The organism is Haloferax sp. Q22 (assembly GCF_001482285.1).
Classification (GTDB): Archaea; Halobacteriota; Halobacteria; order Halobacteriales; family Haloferacaceae; genus Haloferax.
Window position 1 is genome coordinate 22,109 of record NZ_LOEP01000015.1, and the last position, 16,058, is coordinate 38,166.

The window sequence follows — 16,058 nt, forward strand, 5'->3', positions numbered from 1 at the left end:
TTTCATAATTGCATCCCCGGCTATTTGTGGTAATTTATCCATCACGCCCAGGGAGGTCGGCGCTGACACAGGTCTTTATCTCGGAACGTGAGGTTGAACGGGTATGACGGAACTCGATGGGCGGTCGGCTCGTACCCTCGCTGCAGCGGTCCGAGAAGGCACGCTGTCCTCCCTGGACCTCGTCGAGGCGGCGCTGCAGCGCATCGAAGCGACCGACGAGCTAAACGCGTTCATCACGGTCATCGCGGACTCGGCCCGCGACCGCGCTCGGGCGGCCGACCGGGCAGCCGATCGCGGCGAGAATCTCGGTCCCCTCCACGGCGTTCCCGTTGCCATCAAGGACCTCCGGACGCGGAAGGCAGGCGTGCGGCATACGATGGGCCTCACATCGCTGGCGGACAACGTGGCCGACGCGGACTCCGTCATGGTGGAGCGATTGGAAGCCGCTGGCGCGGTGATCGTCGGCACCACCAGTACACCAGCCCTCGGCCACACCATCAAGACGGAGAACCGCCTCGTTGGCGCAACACCGACGCCGTTCGACCACGACCGCTCCGCCGGGGGTTCCTCCGGCGGTTCCGCGGCGGCGCTCGCGGCGGGGGCAGTCCCGCTCGCGACCGGGTCGGAAATCGGCGGGTCGCTCCGGGTGCCAGCGTCCTGCTGTAGTGTTATCGGCCTGAAACCGACGTTCGGACTCGTTCCCGAGCGCGTCCCTGCGGACGGGTTCAGTCCTCACTCGCCGTTTTTCGTCGGCGGTCCGATGGCCCGGACGGCCGAGGATATCGCCCTGCTCCTCGACGTTCTCGCGGGGCCGGACAGTCGCGACCCGTTCAGCGTCCCCCGCGGTGAGACAGCGTACGTGGAATCGACTACTCGACCAACAGCCGACCTCTCGGTGGGATACTCGCCGACCCTGGGTCTCCAACCCGTCGCACCGACAGTACGTGAGACGGTCGCGGCCGCCGTCGATGACCTCGCGGCCGCTGGGGCGACGGTCGATACCGTGGATGTCTCGCTCCCGCCCTACGCAGACCTGTCGATGGCGTACGTCGAACAGGTCGGGGTCTTCTTCAGCGCGTTCGCCCGGCAACTCGCTGACCGATACGATATCGACTTCGAGACGGCGGACATCGAAGAGACTGTCCGTTCGACCATCGCACTTGGGGAGGATACTGAAGCGGTCAGCGAACGGCTTCGAAACGTCCCCCGTACCGCCGCATACGACGGGATTCAAGACTCACTCGCCGGGTACGATGCGCTCGTGACGCCCACGCTCACCGTCCCACCGTACAGCAAGTATCTCGCCGACGGCTATCCAACGGAGATAGATGGGCAGTCGGTCCGGGGCGTTCCGACCGACGCGATGCTGACCTGGGTGTGCAACCTGACAGGCCATCCAGCGGCGTCAGTCCCCGCCGGATTCACCGACGACGGTCTCCCCGTCGGCCTACAGGTCATCGGCAACCGGTTTGGCGAGGAAGCGATACTGAGTGTCACGGCGGCGCTCGAACGAGTCCGCCCATGGTCGAGCCAGTATCCTACCTACTGAATGTACGTTCTCGAGGCTCCGTCGAACCCATATTGTCACGGAAGAGGGTGCGACCGATTGGTCTCACCGTCCGTCGGTCATCGGTTTTCACCAGTGAGCCACTTCTCCCCCCAGTCGTGGATTTCGTCGAACGCCGAGAGAAGTTCGTCACCCTTCGGAGTCAGAGAGTAATATACGGCAACCGGACTCCCCGCTTCGACTCGGCGCTCGACGTATTCTTTCTCCACCAGGTCATCGAGCACGCGGGACAACGTCTGTGAGTTCGCATCTGTCGCTCGCTTGAGTTCGTTAAAGCGGAGTTCTCCCTCCCGGAGGACGTGGATAACGGTCATCCGCCAACGGGACCCTATCTCTTCGAGGGTTTTGATTACCGGACAGCCTTCGTATTTCGCTTCGAGCGTAGCATCCGATGACATCAGTGTGACTTGGTCAACCCGACGTTCGCGGGACTATTTAACAGTCACGTCCCATGACCAAGTATGGAAATGTGACCGGGCTTGCGGGACTCCGTCACCGGCATCGTGTGACAGCTAGCAGCGAACTCGACACCCACAATGAACGTACTACTACTCGGTGCGAGCGGACGAATCGGACAGCGAACTGCCACTGAACTCCTCGACCGTGGCCACACCGTGACGGGCGTCTCCCGGAGCGGGACAGTCGATGGAATCGACGACAACGAGTTCGTCGCCGTCGTCGGAGATGCGACCGACCCCGATCACGTGGCGATGCTCGCCGCGGGTCACGACGCCGTGGTGTCGACACTCGGCCCGAGTGACGATGAGTCGGCCGGACGCCTCACGGAGATGGTGGAAGCCGTGATCGAGGGATTGCGCCGCGCGGACGTCGACCGGCTCGTCTGGACCGGTGGCGCCGGTGGGCTGATGGTCGGCCCGGAGACGATGCTCGTCGAAACGGACGACTTCCCTGAGGAGTGGGACGCGATTGCGCGGGCCGCCATCGACGCATACGACCGCCTCAGTGAGGCGAGCGGCCTGGCGTGGTCGTACGTCGCGCCAGCGGCGCTGATCGAACCGGGTGAGCGAACCGGCGAGTACCGGACTGCCGAACGCGAACTCGTGACCGACGAGGAGGGAGACAGCTACATCTCGATGGAGGACTTCGCCGTGGCCCTCGTAGACGAACTCGAAGAGGAAAACGCGGTTCACACCTACCTCGGAACCGGGTACTGACCGCAGCCTCCCCGTGTTCCGTCGAGACCGCCCTGCTCGCTCAGATCGGCGGGTGTGAGGTCGAGTCCCTCTCGACCATCGGCGTCGTCAAGCCGAAAGATCGACCCCCCTGAGCCGGCGGGCGTTAATGGCGACGATGATCGTCGACAGCGACATGAACACCGCGCCAATCGCTGGCGACAGGAGGATGCCGATGGGGGCGAGAATCCCGGCCGCGAGCGGCAGGGCGATCACGTTGTAGCCGGTCGCCCAGACGAGATTCTCCTGCATCTTCCGATAGCTCGCCTTCGAGAGTCGGACGAGGCGGACGACGTCGAGCGGGTTGTTGTCGACGAGGATGATGTCGCCCGACTCGATGGCGACGTCGGTCCCCGAGCCGATGGCGATACCGACGTCCGCTCGGGTCAGGGCGGGGGCGTCGTTGACGCCGTCGCCGACCATCGCGACGAGCTTCCCTTCCGACTGGAGCGATTCGACCGTGGTGTCTTTCTCCTCGGGCAGCACCTCCGCAAAGTACTGGTCGATGCCGAGTTCCTCGGCAACCGCCTTCGCGACGTCCTCGGAGTCGCCCGTCAGCATCGCCACCTCGATGTCCATCCCGTGGAGTGCCTCGATGGCTCGTCGGCTCTCCTCGCGGATCACGTCCGCGAGCGCGAACGCCGCCACGACCTCGGACTCCGCACGAGTGAGGTAGATGACGGTCTGGGCGTTCGCGCCCGCCTCGTCGGCGAAGGAGACGATCTCGTCGGCGGGCTCGATACCGAGTCTCTCTATCAGGTTCGGCCCGCCGAGATGGACCGTGTCGCCGTCGACTGTGGCCCGGACGCCCAGGCCGCGGAGGTTCTCGAAGTTCGAGACGCTGTCTCGCTGGACACCGTGTTCCTCGGCGGCGGTCCGGATGGCACGCGCGATCATGTGCTCTGAGTCGGCTTCGACGCCCGCGGCGACCTCGAACGCGCGTTCTTCGCCCCAGTTGCCCGCCGTCTCGACGCCGACGACGCCCTGTTCACCCTTGGTGAGCGTCCCGGTCTTGTCGAACATCACCGTATCGAGGTTCCGGGCTTCCTCCATGGCGATACGGTCGCGGATGAGCATCCCGTTCCGGGCAGCCGTAGACGTGTTGATAGCGACGACGAGCGGGACCGCGAGACCGAGCGCGTGCGGGCAGGCGATGACGAGGACCGTGACGATCCGTTCGAGAACGCCGATGTTGAATCCCGCCGCGACGACCCACGCGACGGCCGTGAGTGCGGCGACGCTCAGTGCGATGTAGAACAGCCACCCAGCCGCACGGTCGGCGAGCAACTGCGTGCGGGACTTCGACTGCTGGGCCTCGTCGACAAGGCGCATGATGCCCGCGAGGGTCGTCTCGTCTCCGGTCTTGGTCACCCGAACGCGGAGGCTGCCGTCCTGGTTGACCGTCCCGGCGACCACTTCGGACCCGGGGTCCTTGTCGACCGGCCGGGACTCACCCGTAATCATCGACTCGTCGACCGAGGACTCGCCCTCGGCAACCTCGCCGTCGGCGGGAACCGAGGCCCCGGGCCGGACGAGTACGACGTCGTCCTCCGCGAGTTCGGAGACGGGGACTTCTTCGGTATCCCCACTTTCGGTGACGCGCTCGGCGGTGTCGGGCATCAGCTTCGCGAGTTCGTCGAGCGCGCCGGAAGCCTGGCGGACCGAGCGCATCTCCATCCAGTGGCCGAGCAGCATGATATCGATCAGCGTGACCAGTTCCCAGAAGAACGGCGTCGTCCCTTCGAGGAACAGGCTGGCGATGGAGTAGACGAACGCGACGGTGATCGCCAGCGAGATGAGCATCATCATCCCCGGCTCGCGGTTCTCCAGTTCGGTGCACGCCATCGAGAGGAACGGCACGCCGCCGTACGCGAAGACGATCACCGAGAGGACAGGCGTAATCCAGACGCTTCCGGGGAACGTCGGTGCCGTGTAGCCGAAGACGTCCTGAATGAATTCGCTGAAGAAGATGACTGGAATCGAGAGGACGAGCGACACCCAGAACCGCCGCCGGAACATCTGCTCGTGGCCCGAGTGGTCGGTGTGGGCCTTGTGGTCCCCGCCCCCGCCTTCGTGACCGTGCCCGCCGTGGTCGTCTGCGTCAGGGTCGTCTCTGTCGGGGTCGTTTGCGTCGGGGTGGTGTGCAGCCCCGCCCGTGTGGTCGTGTTCGGTTTCGGCGTGGTTGTGTCCGGACCCGGCCTCGCGCTCGTGGTGTGCGTGTGCGTCCGATCGTTCAGACCTCGGGGCGGTCCCGCCGGCCTGGTCGGTGGCCGTATCTTCGGATGGCCGAGTTGGCGCTCGCCGTCCACCGTCTGCTTCTAACTGGCAGACACGGCAGCAGTAGACCGCCGCCTCCGAACGGGAGTCCGGGGGCGATCCATCGGGATGGTCGTGGTTTGGATGGTTGCTCATTGGATGAATGTTGGTACCGTCCCCCATTATTCTGTCCGGCGCTCCGATTCGGCGCTTCGGGGTACCGGCCACAGAAGCGGACGGCGGGGTACTCGTTTGCGAGCGGCTGGGCGCTCTCAGGCGTGGGCGGTGTAGCCCGCGTCCTCGACGGCCTGGACGAGGGCTGCGGCGTCGGTATCCCCGGCAACGCTCGCCTGCTCGGCCTTCCGATCGGCGGTCGCGTCGGTCACACCTGCGACGTCCCGAAGCGCTTCTTCGACCGTCTGTTCACAGTGACCGCAGCTCATGCCCTCGACGGAGATGGTTGTCGTCATTCAGGAGTAACTACGCGCCCCTCTTTTATGCGAATTATCACTAAGAGTGTTTGGTAATGAGAGCGCTCGACTTTCGAATCAAAGAGCGTTTCGTCGTGGTGCTTTCGGTATCGGAGAGGCGTTGTGGCAGTGCGTACGACATCGACGAGGCTGGCCTCGAAATCCGACAGCTACGGACGGCAAACGCCCGGCGACTCGCATCGACGGGGCCTGTACCAGTTCTGCTGCCCATCGTGTGAGGCCCGCTTCGCGGGGAAATCCGACCAGGTGCATTAGGTCGCAGAGTAAAGCAAGCTGCTCACCCCACATGGCCTTGGGTTCGAAACTATCGGACGACAGCCGCTGAATACCTGAAAGGGCAAATCGGTTTAATGAGGGGTCCGTATATCTACCTAATGAATCAGCAGAAAAGCCACATGGATATTCAGGGGATGAGCTGCGCGAACTGTTCGCAAACCATCGCCGACGCGGTCGGCTCGCTCGACGGCGTCTCGGAGGTGAACATCAACTTCGCCACCGACGAGGGGAGCGTGAAGTATGATCCCGACCAGGTGTCCCTGAGAGAGATTTACGACGCCATCGAGGACGCGGGCTACTCGCCGGTGACCGACTCGGTGACGGTCGCCATCACCGACATGTCGTGTGCGAACTGCTCGGAGACGGTCCAGGGCGCGCTCGAACGGACGCCCGGCGTCGTCGAGGCGGACGTCAACTTCGCCACCGACGAGGCACAGGTCACGTACAACCCGGGCGAGGCGAGCCTCGCGGACTTCTACGACGCCATCGAAGACGCCGGCTACTCGCCCGTCCGGGAGGGCGGCGAACGCGACGGCGGTTCGGAGGGCGATGCCAGAGAGGCTGCCCGACAGGAGGAGATCCGCCGACAGCTCCGATTGACCCTGTTCGGCGCGGCGCTCGCGGCCCCGCTGTTGTTCTTTCTCGCCGAGAAGTTCCTCCTCGGCGGCGATGTCCTGCCGGAGGCGATCCTCGGCATCGAGTTCGGGTGGATCGAGTTCCTGCTGGCGACGCCCGTCCAACTGGTGCTCGGCTGGCCGTTCTACAGGAATTCCTACAAGGCGCTCGTAAAGAACGGCCGCGCCAATATGGACGTGCTGATCGCACTGGGTTCGACCACTGCGTACGTCTACTCCGTGGCCGTGTTACTCGATGTGATCGCTGGCGGGCTGTACTTCGACACCGCGGCGCTCATCCTGGTGTTCATCACGCTCGGCAACTACCTCGAAGCCCGCTCGAAGGGGCAGGCTGGTGAAGCCCTCCGGAAGCTCTTGGAGATGGAAGCCGAGACGGCTACTGTCATCGACGAGGACGGGAACGAGGCAGAGATCCCCCTCGAAGACGTCGAAGTCGGCGACCGGATGAAGGTCCGCCCCGGCGAGCAGATTCCGACTGACGGCGCCGTCGTCGACGGCCAGTCGGCGGTCGACGAGTCGATGGTGACCGGCGAGTCCGTCCCCGTCGAGAAGCGTGAGGGCGACGAGGTGGTCGGCTCGACCATCAACGAGAACGGCGTCCTCGTCGTCGAGGCGACGAGAGTCGGGAAGGACACGGCGCTCCAACAGATCGTCCAGACCGTCAAGGAAGCCCAGTCGCGCCAGCCCGACATTCAGAACGTCGCCGACCGCATCTCGGCGTACTTCGTGCCCGCAGTCATCGCGAACGCCGTGCTGTGGGGCGTCGTCTGGTTCCTCTTTCCCGAGGCGCTGGCCGGGTTCGTCGACTGGCTCCCGCTGTGGGGCCTCGTCGCGGGCGGCCCCGCAGTCGCCGGCGGGACCGTCACCGTCTTCGAGTTCGCAATCGTCGTGTTCGCCTCCGCGGTCCTCATCGCGTGTCCCTGTGCGCTGGGCCTCGCGACGCCCGCCGCCACGATGGTCGGGACGACTATCGGCGCGCAAAACGGCGTCCTGTTCAAAGGCGGGGACATCCTCGAACGAGCCAAAGACGTCGACACGGTGGTCTTCGACAAGACCGGCACGCTCACGAAAGGCGAGATGGAGCTGACCGACGTCGTCGTCTTCGACAGCGGTGCGTCGGAGGCGAAACGGACGGACGGCTCCGGCGACAGCCAACCGACCGCGGACGGCGGAGAGCCGACTGCCGATGGTGGCCAGATGGCCGCTCGTGACCGGCTCAGCGAGGCAGACGTGTTGGGGCTCGCGGCCATGGCTGAAAGCGGGAGCGAACACCCGCTCGCCCGCGCCATCGTGGCGGGTGCGACGGACCGTGGCATCGACGTGACCGACCCCGAGGAGTTCGAGAACGTCCCCGGCCACGGCATCAAAGCAACCGTGGATGGCAGCGAAGTCCTGGTCGGCAATCGGAAGCTCATCCGCGACAATGGCATCGACCCCGGCCCCGCGCAAGACACGATGGAGCGCCTCGAGAACGAGGGGAAGACGGCGATGCTCGTCGCCTACGAGGGCACCCTCGCGGGCGTGGTCGCCAACGCCGACACGGTCAAAGAAAGCGCGAAGGACGCCGTGAGCCAACTACAGGAGCGCGGCGTCGACGTGATGATGATCACCGGCGACAACGAGCGCACCGCCCGCGCGGTCGCCGAGCAGGTCGGCATCGACCCCGAGAACGTCCGGGCCGGGGTCCTCCCCGAGGACAAGTCCGACGCCGTCGAATCCATCCAGGACGAGGGGCGGAAGGCGATGATGGTCGGCGACGGCGTCAACGACGCGCCCGCGCTCGCCGTCGCGTACGTCGGCACGGCCATCGGGTCCGGAACGGACGTCGCCATCGAAGCGGCCGACGTCACGCTGATGCGCGACGACCCGCTGGACGTGGTGAAAGCCATCCGCATCTCAGATGCGACGCTCGCGAAGATCAAGCAGAATCTCGTGTGGGCGCTCGGCTATAACACGGCGATGATCCCGCTGGCGTCGCTCGGCCTGCTCCAGCCCGTGCTCGCTGCCGGCGCGATGGCGTTCTCGAGCGTGTCGGTGCTGTCGAACAGCCTGCTGTTTCGCCGGTACGCCCCCGACCACGACTACAAGCTCCTCGGTCGCCTCCGCTGACACCCGCGCGCCTGATTTCCAGTATTGCTCGCCAACCGGGGACGCCTTTCTCGTCGAGACTGGAGGTGAACGTGTCGAGTGTGTCCGACATCGCCGCATGGCGGAGTGAGGGCTTACTCGAGGCGGGCCTGTAGCTGGGCAACGTAGGGGCTGTTTCCCCAGCTCCGGTGTGCACTAATCGTTGCCAACAGTGTCCGGGCGTCCTCGTGGGTCATGTGGTCGTTCCGGGCGTAGTCACAGATGAGCCGTGGTGTCGGGACGATCCTGGCGCCCTGTAACACCGCGTGAATCAACGCGAAATTCGTGCCACCGAACTCGTCGGTGAGGAAGCCGTCGACGTGGAAGGCGTTCGCGAGCACGATTCCGTCGGTTTCGCCGTCGTCGAGGCCGAACGTCGGTCGTGAGTCCGGGGTGTCGGCTTGTTCGTAGGGATCATCGACGGTGTAATAGTCGCGAGCCGCGAGGACATTCGTCGCTGCGGCGCCGTGGATGTCCTGGTACTGGGCCATCTCACGGAGCTCTGCAACCACCTCTGGAGGGACGGAGACGTCACACGAGGTGAGGAGGTACTGCAGCGGATCCGGGGCGGTCTCGGTGTCGGAGTCCGCATCGGCGCGTGGGGCGGCGAGACTGACCAGCGCACTCGTGTCGGCGACGGCCGTTCGCAGCCGCGGCCTGCTCATCGCTCGTCGCCGTCACTGGTCTCGGCCGTCGTCGCGTCGTCGCCGTAGATGTCGACGTCAGCAGGCGCTGGGAGATCGAGCGGTTCGTCTTCAAGATCAGCTTTGAGGAGACGGAGCCGCTGGGCGGTTTCGGCGCCGACTAGCTGTTTGACCGTCCCGAAGTCGAGCTGGTCGTCGTAGTACTTCGTCGCCACCAGTTCCTGGAACGTCTCGCTGTCGGCCGTCTGGTCGATGTACTCACGGATCGCCTCGACGAGGACGGCCGTCCGGTCTTTGTCGAAGAGGTCCGCAATCGCGTCGAGGCGCTCGACGAGGTACTCCGGGGACTGGAAGTGGACCCGTCGGGGTTCGTCACTCGCGCTCATTCTATGTGCAAGTTCTGCACACGGCCAGAAAACGGTTTCGGTGATGCACATGGCTTGCACACAAACGCGATGGCCTGTTGCAACGGGCTGAGCGGCGGCTATTGCGGCGTTGTCTTACGACCGAGATGCTCGACTTTGCGTCATGGTCAACGGAACTCTCCCGCTTCAACTCCTTTGATTTAGCGGCCTACCTCGCTGCCGTATGGCGATTCAACACAGCCCACTCAGGTGTATAGAAGACCATGTTCACCGTCAAGGAGATATCTCATAACAGTCTCTCACTGCTATTCTTGCTAGTCCTTCTCTCCTTAGTGCGAAGCCCTTCCCTGGTTCTTCTGCAAGATACATACAGTAAATGGGGGCTCGGTAGACGCCAGCCGACTCCAGTACATCTTCACGGTGCCCCGCCTCGAGCTGGTGCAAAGCCTGGTGGATGAGCCGGCCAATTCCCCATTTCACCGATTTTCGCTACGCGTGATCAGTGAACCACTTAATGTGAACCCAAGAAGATGTGCCACTTCTACCCACTGATCGTCGGACTCGGCTTGGAACGCTTGGAGGAAATGGACGTCACAGAAGTCACAGAACGGTTGGAAAGCAAGGATTCGGAATAATCGCAGAGGGCGGATACCAGCGTTGTTCACTCATCACAACCCCATCTTCCCGGCTTGAACCCTCACCCTCACGTCCCGGAAACCGGTTCCCTCGTCGTCCTATCTCGCGTTTTCGCCCATTCTCGCTACGCGTGGTCAGTAAACCACTCGGGCGCGCCCGTGTACTCTGCCCAGCAGTGCTTGTGGCACGGCTCTCCACGAGGGTTCGGAATCGCTCGTTCGAGATCGACCTGCTCGCCGCACAGGTCACACTCGGCGCTGTGGCCGTGCATCCGGGCGTCGTTTGAGAGGTCCTTCACCTCAATGTAGAGTTCGTGGAGCGAGCGCGGCGTCAGCCGAACGAGGACTTTCTCGCGGTCGTCTTCATCTCGCTGCTCCGGCGTGTACGTCAGCACCCAGTCTTGCCCTTCCTCGCCGTCGCCGCCCGGTCCGAGCGAGATCGTCTGCGCGAGTTCGTCCGGAACGTAGTGCCACTCATTACCTCTAAACCGGGGATAGTGCCCGTTTGGTCGCGGGTTCTCGGGGTCGACGTCGTCTTCGGTCATGCGAGCCCGGCCTCCTCGAAGGCGTCGTTGACGACGTCGGCCGTCGGGGCATTGAGATATGGTTCAATAGCCTGGAAGCTATCCCAACCGCCGACGGCCATCACGACGCGAGGATTCATCTGGCGGTCGACGAGGAGGCGTTGCGCGAAGCGGCGGCGGAGATCGTGAGAACTCACGTACTGGTAGTCATCGTCGCCGGTTTCGGCGGCCGCACGCTCGGCCGTGCGCTTCACGACGTCGCGGATACCGCGCTCGGTGAGATCAATCAATAAATCGTCTGGCGCTATATCTTCGGCAGTCTGGTAGCGGTGAACGTCCCCCTCGACGTCCGCGGGGAGGTAGGCATCACGGGGCTTGCCGCCGTTCCCGGTCGTGTCCTTTCCCTCTGGTACCCGGAGTCGGTAGTGATCGCCGTCCGGCGTGCGTTTCACGTGCTCCGGGCGGATTTGCGGGATTTCGAAGGCTCGGAGGCCGACGTAGCCACCGAGCTGAATGATGAGATCGTCGCGATGGTTCGCAGCGGCCCGCCGCAGCTCCTCGAGTTCGGCGTCGGTCATCCAGACCTTGTATTCGTCCTGCTTTGCGGTCGCTTCCAGTCGCATAGGAGCTTCTATAACAAGCTTACACTAAATATCTGTCGAGCATCAGAAACGGTGGTGTGTCATCCCCCGATTAGGCCGCTTGAGCGGAGAAGAGCAGTGTTCCAGTGACGACTTCTATGATAAACCGGAACTCCGAACCCTGACGGCTTCTGGGGGTGGTCCGATCCGTCCCACTGCTCGATGTTTGATTCCCGGACTAGTCTAAGTAAAGACTATATAATATCAGTGAATCTGCCCTGTTATCGCGAATGACTCGTAAGTCGATCGCCCGTAACTCCGGCAACTCGGGGCGGGTGAACATTTCCGGCTCCGAACTCGAAACGCTCGGAGCGGAGATCGGCGATGACGTCGAAGTCGACGTCGCCGACGCAAACGAAGTCGCACACGCCCTCATCGACAGCAAAGACGCTGACCGTTTCCTCATCGTTACTCCTCGCTAATCAGCTATGCAAACGGCACTCACCTACCGCACGAATCGCGACCTGTTCTCCAACTACTACCTTGACGAGCACCTCCCCGAGACGGAAGCGTGGGATGAACTCAGCGAGGCCGACCTTCGCGACGCCAAGGCGGACATCATGGACCTCTGGGAGCGCGAGAAGGACACGGCCTCGAAGCGCAACGAATCCCAGCTCGAGGAGAAGTTCATCCGACCGATGTTCCGGAAGCTGGGCATCCCCTTCGAGGTCGAGGAGAGCACCAGTCGGACCCAGCGACGCCCTGACTACGGGTTCTTCGAATCCGAGGATGCCGCCCGTGGTGCGTTCGAGCGCCGCGAGGAAGGAGGCGATTTCTACAAGGACGCCGTCGCCGTCGCGGACGCCAAGCGCTGGGGTCGGCCACTCGACACCCGAGGGAGTGGGGAACACGAGCGGGACTTCGAGAACCCGAGCTACCAGATTCACGTCTACCTGCAGGAGACGCCGGCGCGGTGGGCCGTGCTCACCGACGGGAAGAAGTGGCGGCTCTATTACGGTCCGACGAGCCACCGCCTCGACTCCTACTACGAGATCGACCTGCCGACCGTTCTCGAAAAGGGCGATCTTGAGGACTTCAAATACTTCTACCTCTTCTTCAGGCACGGCGCATTCCTCGAGGACTCCAGCGGCGAGTGCTTCCTCGACGAGGTCTACGACGAGTCCAACGTCTTCGCCCAGGAGTTGGGAGCGGACCTCCAAGACAACATCTACGAGGCGATCAAGGTGCTCTCGGAGGGGTTCATGCAATACCCCGACAACGACCTCTCCGAGGACGATCTCGACCTCATTCACGACAGTTCGCTCATCTACCTCTACCGGCTCATCTTCGTGCTCTATGCCGAGAGTGAGGGCCGTGACCTGCTCGATACGAACAACGAGATCTACGAGGGGTCCTACAGTCTGAATACGCTCAAGCAGGACGTCGCTGAAGAACTCGACAGCCCGAATCCGAAGTATCGGGACTGGCAAGACAACCTCTGGGACCGACTGGACGAGCTGTTCAAGCTCATCGATCAGGGCAGCAAGTCGCGGGGTATCCCGGAGGAGGACCTCTATATTCCGGCGTACAACGGTGGGCTGTTCAGAACTGACCCGGACGAGGACGACAGCGGCGAAGCCCGGTTCCTCGCGAACCACCAGGTCGGGGACGCCTACCTCGCTGAGGTCATCGAACTGCTCACCCGGAGTCAGAACGGCAACGGCGGTGGGAAGATCTTCGTCGACTACTCGTCGCTGGACGTCCGCCACCTCGGAAGCATCTACGAAGGGCTTCTCGAGTACCAGCTCGACGTCGCCGACGAACCGCTCGCACTGGAAGATGGTGAGTACGTCCCCGCCGGCGAGGATGACGAGGTGATTGTCGAGGAGGGAGAAGTCCACCTTTCGACTGGCTCTGGTGAGCGGAAAGCGACGGGGTCGTACTACACGCCGGAGTACGTTGTGGAGTACATTGTGGAGGAGACGCTCGAACCCCTCGTCACGGACATCCGGAACGACCTCATGGCACAGAGTGCCCGGGGAGAGCGTGGATTTGCAGCGGAATTCGCAGATCGAATATTCGATTTGAAAATTCTCGATCCGGCAATGGGGAGTGGTCACTTCCTCACTAGTGCAATCGACTACTTGGCTCGCGAGATCATAGACGCCCAAGAAAAGCAGGCCGCACAGCAGGGGATTGAGACCGTCGACGAAGATCACGACATCAACTGGGCCCGTCGGCAGGTCGCTCAGCGCTGTATCTACGGCGTCGACCTGAACCCATTGGCCGTCGAGCTCGCGAAGGTGTCGCTCTGGCTCCGGACCCTCGCAGCCGAACAACCGCTCGCCTTCTTGGATCACCACCTGAAGACAGGAAATTCGCTTGTTGGGAGTGATATTGAGGAGATTGAGGAATTAGAATCGGAAGGTGGGGGCGATGGTCAAAATGCATCGCTGGCCGATTTCGGTGTTGCCCGGAAAGGTACAATTGAGCAACTGATGCGAATATATGAGGACTTCATCGCAATTGAGAACCAGGATCTTGCTGATGTCAAGGAGATGGAATCAAAATATGACGAGTTCGAACGGAACAAACTACGGCAGCGTCTTGAGGCTATGGCCAATGTTCGAACTGCACGTGACTTTGGCTTAGATAATCTTCCTGATGACGTATTTGAGGATATGGCTGCTGCATTGGAAGACGATAGAAAATGGGGGGAGATTGCAGAAACCGACTGGTTCAAAGCAGCCCAAAAATGGGCCGGTGACTCTCAGTATTTCCACTGGAAATTAGAATTCCCTGAGGTGTTCTATACTATCGGCGGCGATCAGAAAAGTCAGGGTGGCTTTGACGCGATAATAGGAAATCCTCCATATATTATATTCAAGATGCTTTCTGATGACATTCGTGATTATTATAGAGATAACTTTGACACTTTCAAAATGAAGGGCGATGTCTACGTTCTATTTATGGAACTTGCATCCGATCTTCTACGTGATAACGGCTTTACTGGGTATATTGTTCAAAATAAGTTCACAAAGGCAAAGTATGGTTCAAATCTCAGAGATAAATTGTCCTCTCGAGAGACTGTAAGAGAGATCATTGATTTCCACGATTCTCCGGTGTTTGAAATTACTGCGTATCCAATGATTGTCCTCCGTCAGAAAGCAGATCCACCTGCTGATCACAAATTCACATGGCGAGATATTCGAGAGTCTGAGCAAAAGTCTATTGAGCGCTCTCTCAAGTCTGACGAAACTGGCTGGGAAATCACCCAATCCGATCTTGGAACGGATGTCTGGCACCCATTCGTTTCTGATGATGTTGTAGCTGCAGACACTGTTCCTGTTGAGGAATTTGCTGACCAAATTGGTCAGGGGGCGATTCCTGGAAATACAGAAGTGTATATTGTTGATGAGGAAACTGTAGAGGAGTATGATCTTGAACAGGAATATGTAAAGCGAGTTCTCAGAGGGGGGGACGTGAAGCAATTCGTTATGGAATCACCCGAGAATCTCTCACAGCTTATCTATCCATATGATGTCATAAATGGCGAGCCGGAACTGGCGGATCCTGAACAGATACCGAATATTATCTCCTATCTTGAGAATTTCAAATCAGATCTTGTTGAGAGGAAAAACTATGGCGAAAGGTTAGTTGATCAGGGGTATGAATGGTATGAACTGCGATATGAAGCCCCGGGAATGCTTAATGAAAAGATCGCATTCCCAGATATCTCCCCAGAAAATAGATTTGCCTTCGATCAAAATGGGGAATTTGCGTGTTTAGACACAGTCTATTATGCTGTTAGAGGTAATTCTCTCCCGTCATATGATAGCCGCTACCTTACGGCGGTACTCAACAGTAATCTATTGGATTATCTCTTTGATCGGATGTCGCCGAAAGTTCGGGGAGGATATAGGCGATATAAGACTCAGTACGTCGAGAGCCTTCCAATACCCGCGATTGACTTCACCGACCGGCATCAAGATACTACAGATTCTACTGACCAAATCGAGACTGTCTGTAAAGAAGTCTATGAAGGAGATCTAGGAGCAGAAGATGCGCTAAAACAGATCTCCTCGGATAGAGAAAACAAATTCGTACTCCATGATACTCTGTGTCATCTTGCAGATTTAATCTCCAATCTTAAGAAAGAGAGGCGGAACTATAATCTCAATCTTCTTGACTATCTGGGGTCTTATGATGACGGAGAGAAGCTTCGGGAATTCTCTGGATATCAACCGGCTAGTGGGGTTTCTGAAACGATTCTTTCGGAAACAACTGAAACAAGAGATAATCTCAGAATTGGAGGTGTCAAGATATCCCGGTCAAACCTCAAAGTGACAATAGAGGCTTCTGCACGATACAAACCTGAGGATCCAGAAGATTATGAGACAGATCGTTGGGGCTATACTGAGACTGACCATTATCCGGTTATGGAATTTGTTGGAATTGATGAATTACAGTCTGATTTGTTGGTTGAATTTGTAGATTATGCAACGAATGAGGGTGATGGTTTTGCTGGGTTCCGAGAGACAGCCACCAAAAGGAACTCTCTGGTTGATAGACTGGGTGAGATAATCATGCCCTCTCTACAAGATGTTGAATCTGATCTTGAAATATATCTTGACCAGAAAGAAAGTGTAAGAGAATTAGACGCGAGGCATGACCGCCTTTTCAAATTCCTAAACCGGATCGTCTATGAGCTATACGAGCTTGAAGAGGAGAAAATCGAAATGGTGGAAAGCACCCGATAGCAGT

At 60.4% G+C, this 16,058-nt stretch carries 13 protein-coding genes; 6 read left to right on the plus strand and 7 right to left on the minus strand.

The features are described 5' to 3' along the window. Positions 1-103: 103 nt before the first annotated feature. The gene (locus AM590_RS05215; protein WP_058826550.1) at positions 104-1,549 is read left to right on the plus strand and encodes an amidase; all 1,446 of its coding nucleotides are present in this window, start codon (positions 104-106) and stop codon (positions 1,547-1,549) included. Between the two features lie 77 nt (positions 1,550-1,626). Here the strand turns inward: AM590_RS05215 and AM590_RS05220 are convergent, their stop codons facing one another. After that, positions 1,627-1,965 (minus strand): helix-turn-helix domain-containing protein, encoded by a 339-nt coding sequence (locus AM590_RS05220; RefSeq protein WP_058826551.1) that lies wholly within the window; start codon positions 1,963-1,965, stop codon positions 1,627-1,629. Positions 1,966-2,103: 138 nt separating this feature from the next. On the opposite strand from AM590_RS05220, the gene AM590_RS05225 reads away from it, so the two are divergent. Continuing rightward, the gene (locus AM590_RS05225; protein WP_058826552.1) at positions 2,104-2,742 is read left to right on the plus strand and encodes an NAD(P)-dependent oxidoreductase; all 639 of its coding nucleotides are present in this window, start codon (positions 2,104-2,106) and stop codon (positions 2,740-2,742) included. Positions 2,743-2,829: 87 nt separating this feature from the next. On the opposite strand, the gene AM590_RS05230 is transcribed toward AM590_RS05225, so the two are convergent. Continuing rightward, positions 2,830-5,172 carry a copper-translocating P-type ATPase gene (locus tag AM590_RS05230; protein ID WP_058826553.1) on the minus strand — a complete coding sequence of 781 codons (2,343 nt, stop codon included), beginning with the start codon at positions 5,170-5,172 and terminating at the stop codon, positions 2,830-2,832. Positions 5,173-5,288: 116 nt separating this feature from the next. Then, a complete protein-coding gene (locus AM590_RS05235; protein WP_058826554.1) occupies positions 5,289-5,486 on the minus strand; it encodes a heavy-metal-associated domain-containing protein in 198 nt (65 codons plus the stop codon). A 56-nt stretch (positions 5,487-5,542) separates the two neighbouring features. Between AM590_RS05235 and AM590_RS05240 the strand changes: the two genes are divergently transcribed. Both AM590_RS05240 and AM590_RS05245 read left to right on the plus strand, forming a co-directional pair. Next, positions 5,543-5,725 carry a hypothetical protein gene (locus AM590_RS05240; RefSeq protein WP_058826555.1) on the plus strand — a complete coding sequence of 61 codons (183 nt, stop codon included), beginning with the start codon at positions 5,543-5,545 and terminating at the stop codon, positions 5,723-5,725. A gap of 156 nt (positions 5,726-5,881) precedes the next feature. Continuing rightward, positions 5,882-8,527, plus strand: a complete 2,646-nt coding sequence (locus tag AM590_RS05245) for an HAD-IC family P-type ATPase (RefSeq protein ID WP_058826556.1) — start codon at positions 5,882-5,884, stop codon at positions 8,525-8,527. A gap of 113 nt (positions 8,528-8,640) precedes the next feature. Here AM590_RS05245 and AM590_RS05250 read toward each other — a convergent pair whose 3' ends face one another. The 4 genes from AM590_RS05250 to AM590_RS05265 all read right to left on the minus strand — a co-directional run bounded on the left by AM590_RS05250 (position 8,641) and on the right by AM590_RS05265 (position 11,336). After that, entirely contained in the window at positions 8,641-9,210 is a 570-nt protein-coding gene (locus tag AM590_RS05250) for a hypothetical protein (protein ID WP_058826557.1), read from the minus strand. Next, positions 9,207-9,575: a hypothetical protein gene (locus AM590_RS05255; RefSeq protein ID WP_058826558.1), complete on the minus strand. Its 369-nt coding sequence runs from the start codon at positions 9,573-9,575 to the stop codon at positions 9,207-9,209. Before AM590_RS05255 ends, AM590_RS05250 begins: the two co-directional genes overlap by 4 nt. 739 nt (positions 9,576-10,314) lie before the next feature. Next, positions 10,315-10,734 carry a hypothetical protein gene (locus AM590_RS05260; protein WP_058826559.1) on the minus strand — a complete coding sequence of 140 codons (420 nt, stop codon included), beginning with the start codon at positions 10,732-10,734 and terminating at the stop codon, positions 10,315-10,317. Continuing rightward, positions 10,731-11,336: a site-specific integrase gene (locus AM590_RS05265; protein ID WP_058826560.1), complete on the minus strand. Its 606-nt coding sequence runs from the start codon at positions 11,334-11,336 to the stop codon at positions 10,731-10,733. The genes AM590_RS05260 and AM590_RS05265 overlap by 4 nt, the downstream gene beginning before the upstream one ends. A 248-nt stretch (positions 11,337-11,584) precedes the next feature. Between AM590_RS05265 and AM590_RS05270 the strand changes: the two genes are divergently transcribed. Next, on the plus strand, positions 11,585-11,776 hold the full coding sequence (locus AM590_RS05270) for a hypothetical protein (RefSeq protein ID WP_058826561.1): 192 nt from the start codon (positions 11,585-11,587) through the stop codon (positions 11,774-11,776). A 6-nt stretch (positions 11,777-11,782) separates the two neighbouring features. Continuing rightward, complete coding sequence (locus AM590_RS05275; RefSeq protein WP_058826562.1) at positions 11,783-16,054, plus strand: Eco57I restriction-modification methylase domain-containing protein; 4,272 nt, start codon at positions 11,783-11,785, stop codon at positions 16,052-16,054. The last annotated feature ends 4 nt before the right edge of the window (positions 16,055-16,058 follow it).

What these genes read in the sequence shown, in the direction of transcription:
- AM590_RS05250 (WP_058826557.1), bottom strand. Translation starts at nt 9,210, where the DNA reads ATGAGCAGGCCGCGGCTGCGAACGGCCGTCGCCGACACGAGTGCGCTG.
- AM590_RS05220 (WP_058826551.1), bottom strand. Translation starts at nt 1,965, where the DNA reads ATGTCATCGGATGCTACGCTCGAAGCGAAATACGAAGGCTGTCCGGTA.
- AM590_RS05255 (WP_058826558.1), bottom strand. Translation starts at nt 9,575, where the DNA reads ATGAGCGCGAGTGACGAACCCCGACGGGTCCACTTCCAGTCCCCGGAG.
- AM590_RS05235 (WP_058826554.1), bottom strand. Translation starts at nt 5,486, where the DNA reads ATGACGACAACCATCTCCGTCGAGGGCATGAGCTGCGGTCACTGTGAA.
- AM590_RS05260 (WP_058826559.1), bottom strand. Translation starts at nt 10,734, where the DNA reads ATGACCGAAGACGACGTCGACCCCGAGAACCCGCGACCAAACGGGCAC.
- AM590_RS05270 (WP_058826561.1), top strand. Translation starts at nt 11,585, where the DNA reads ATGACTCGTAAGTCGATCGCCCGTAACTCCGGCAACTCGGGGCGGGTG.
- AM590_RS05240 (WP_058826555.1), top strand. Translation starts at nt 5,543, where the DNA reads ATGAGAGCGCTCGACTTTCGAATCAAAGAGCGTTTCGTCGTGGTGCTT.
- AM590_RS05225 (WP_058826552.1), top strand. Translation starts at nt 2,104, where the DNA reads ATGAACGTACTACTACTCGGTGCGAGCGGACGAATCGGACAGCGAACT.
- AM590_RS05265 (WP_058826560.1), bottom strand. Translation starts at nt 11,336, where the DNA reads ATGCGACTGGAAGCGACCGCAAAGCAGGACGAATACAAGGTCTGGATG.
- AM590_RS05230 (WP_058826553.1), bottom strand. Translation starts at nt 5,172, where the DNA reads ATGAGCAACCATCCAAACCACGACCATCCCGATGGATCGCCCCCGGAC.
- AM590_RS05245 (WP_058826556.1), top strand. Translation starts at nt 5,882, where the DNA reads ATGAATCAGCAGAAAAGCCACATGGATATTCAGGGGATGAGCTGCGCG.
- AM590_RS05215 (WP_058826550.1), top strand. Translation starts at nt 104, where the DNA reads ATGACGGAACTCGATGGGCGGTCGGCTCGTACCCTCGCTGCAGCGGTC.
- AM590_RS05275 (WP_058826562.1), top strand. Translation starts at nt 11,783, where the DNA reads ATGCAAACGGCACTCACCTACCGCACGAATCGCGACCTGTTCTCCAAC.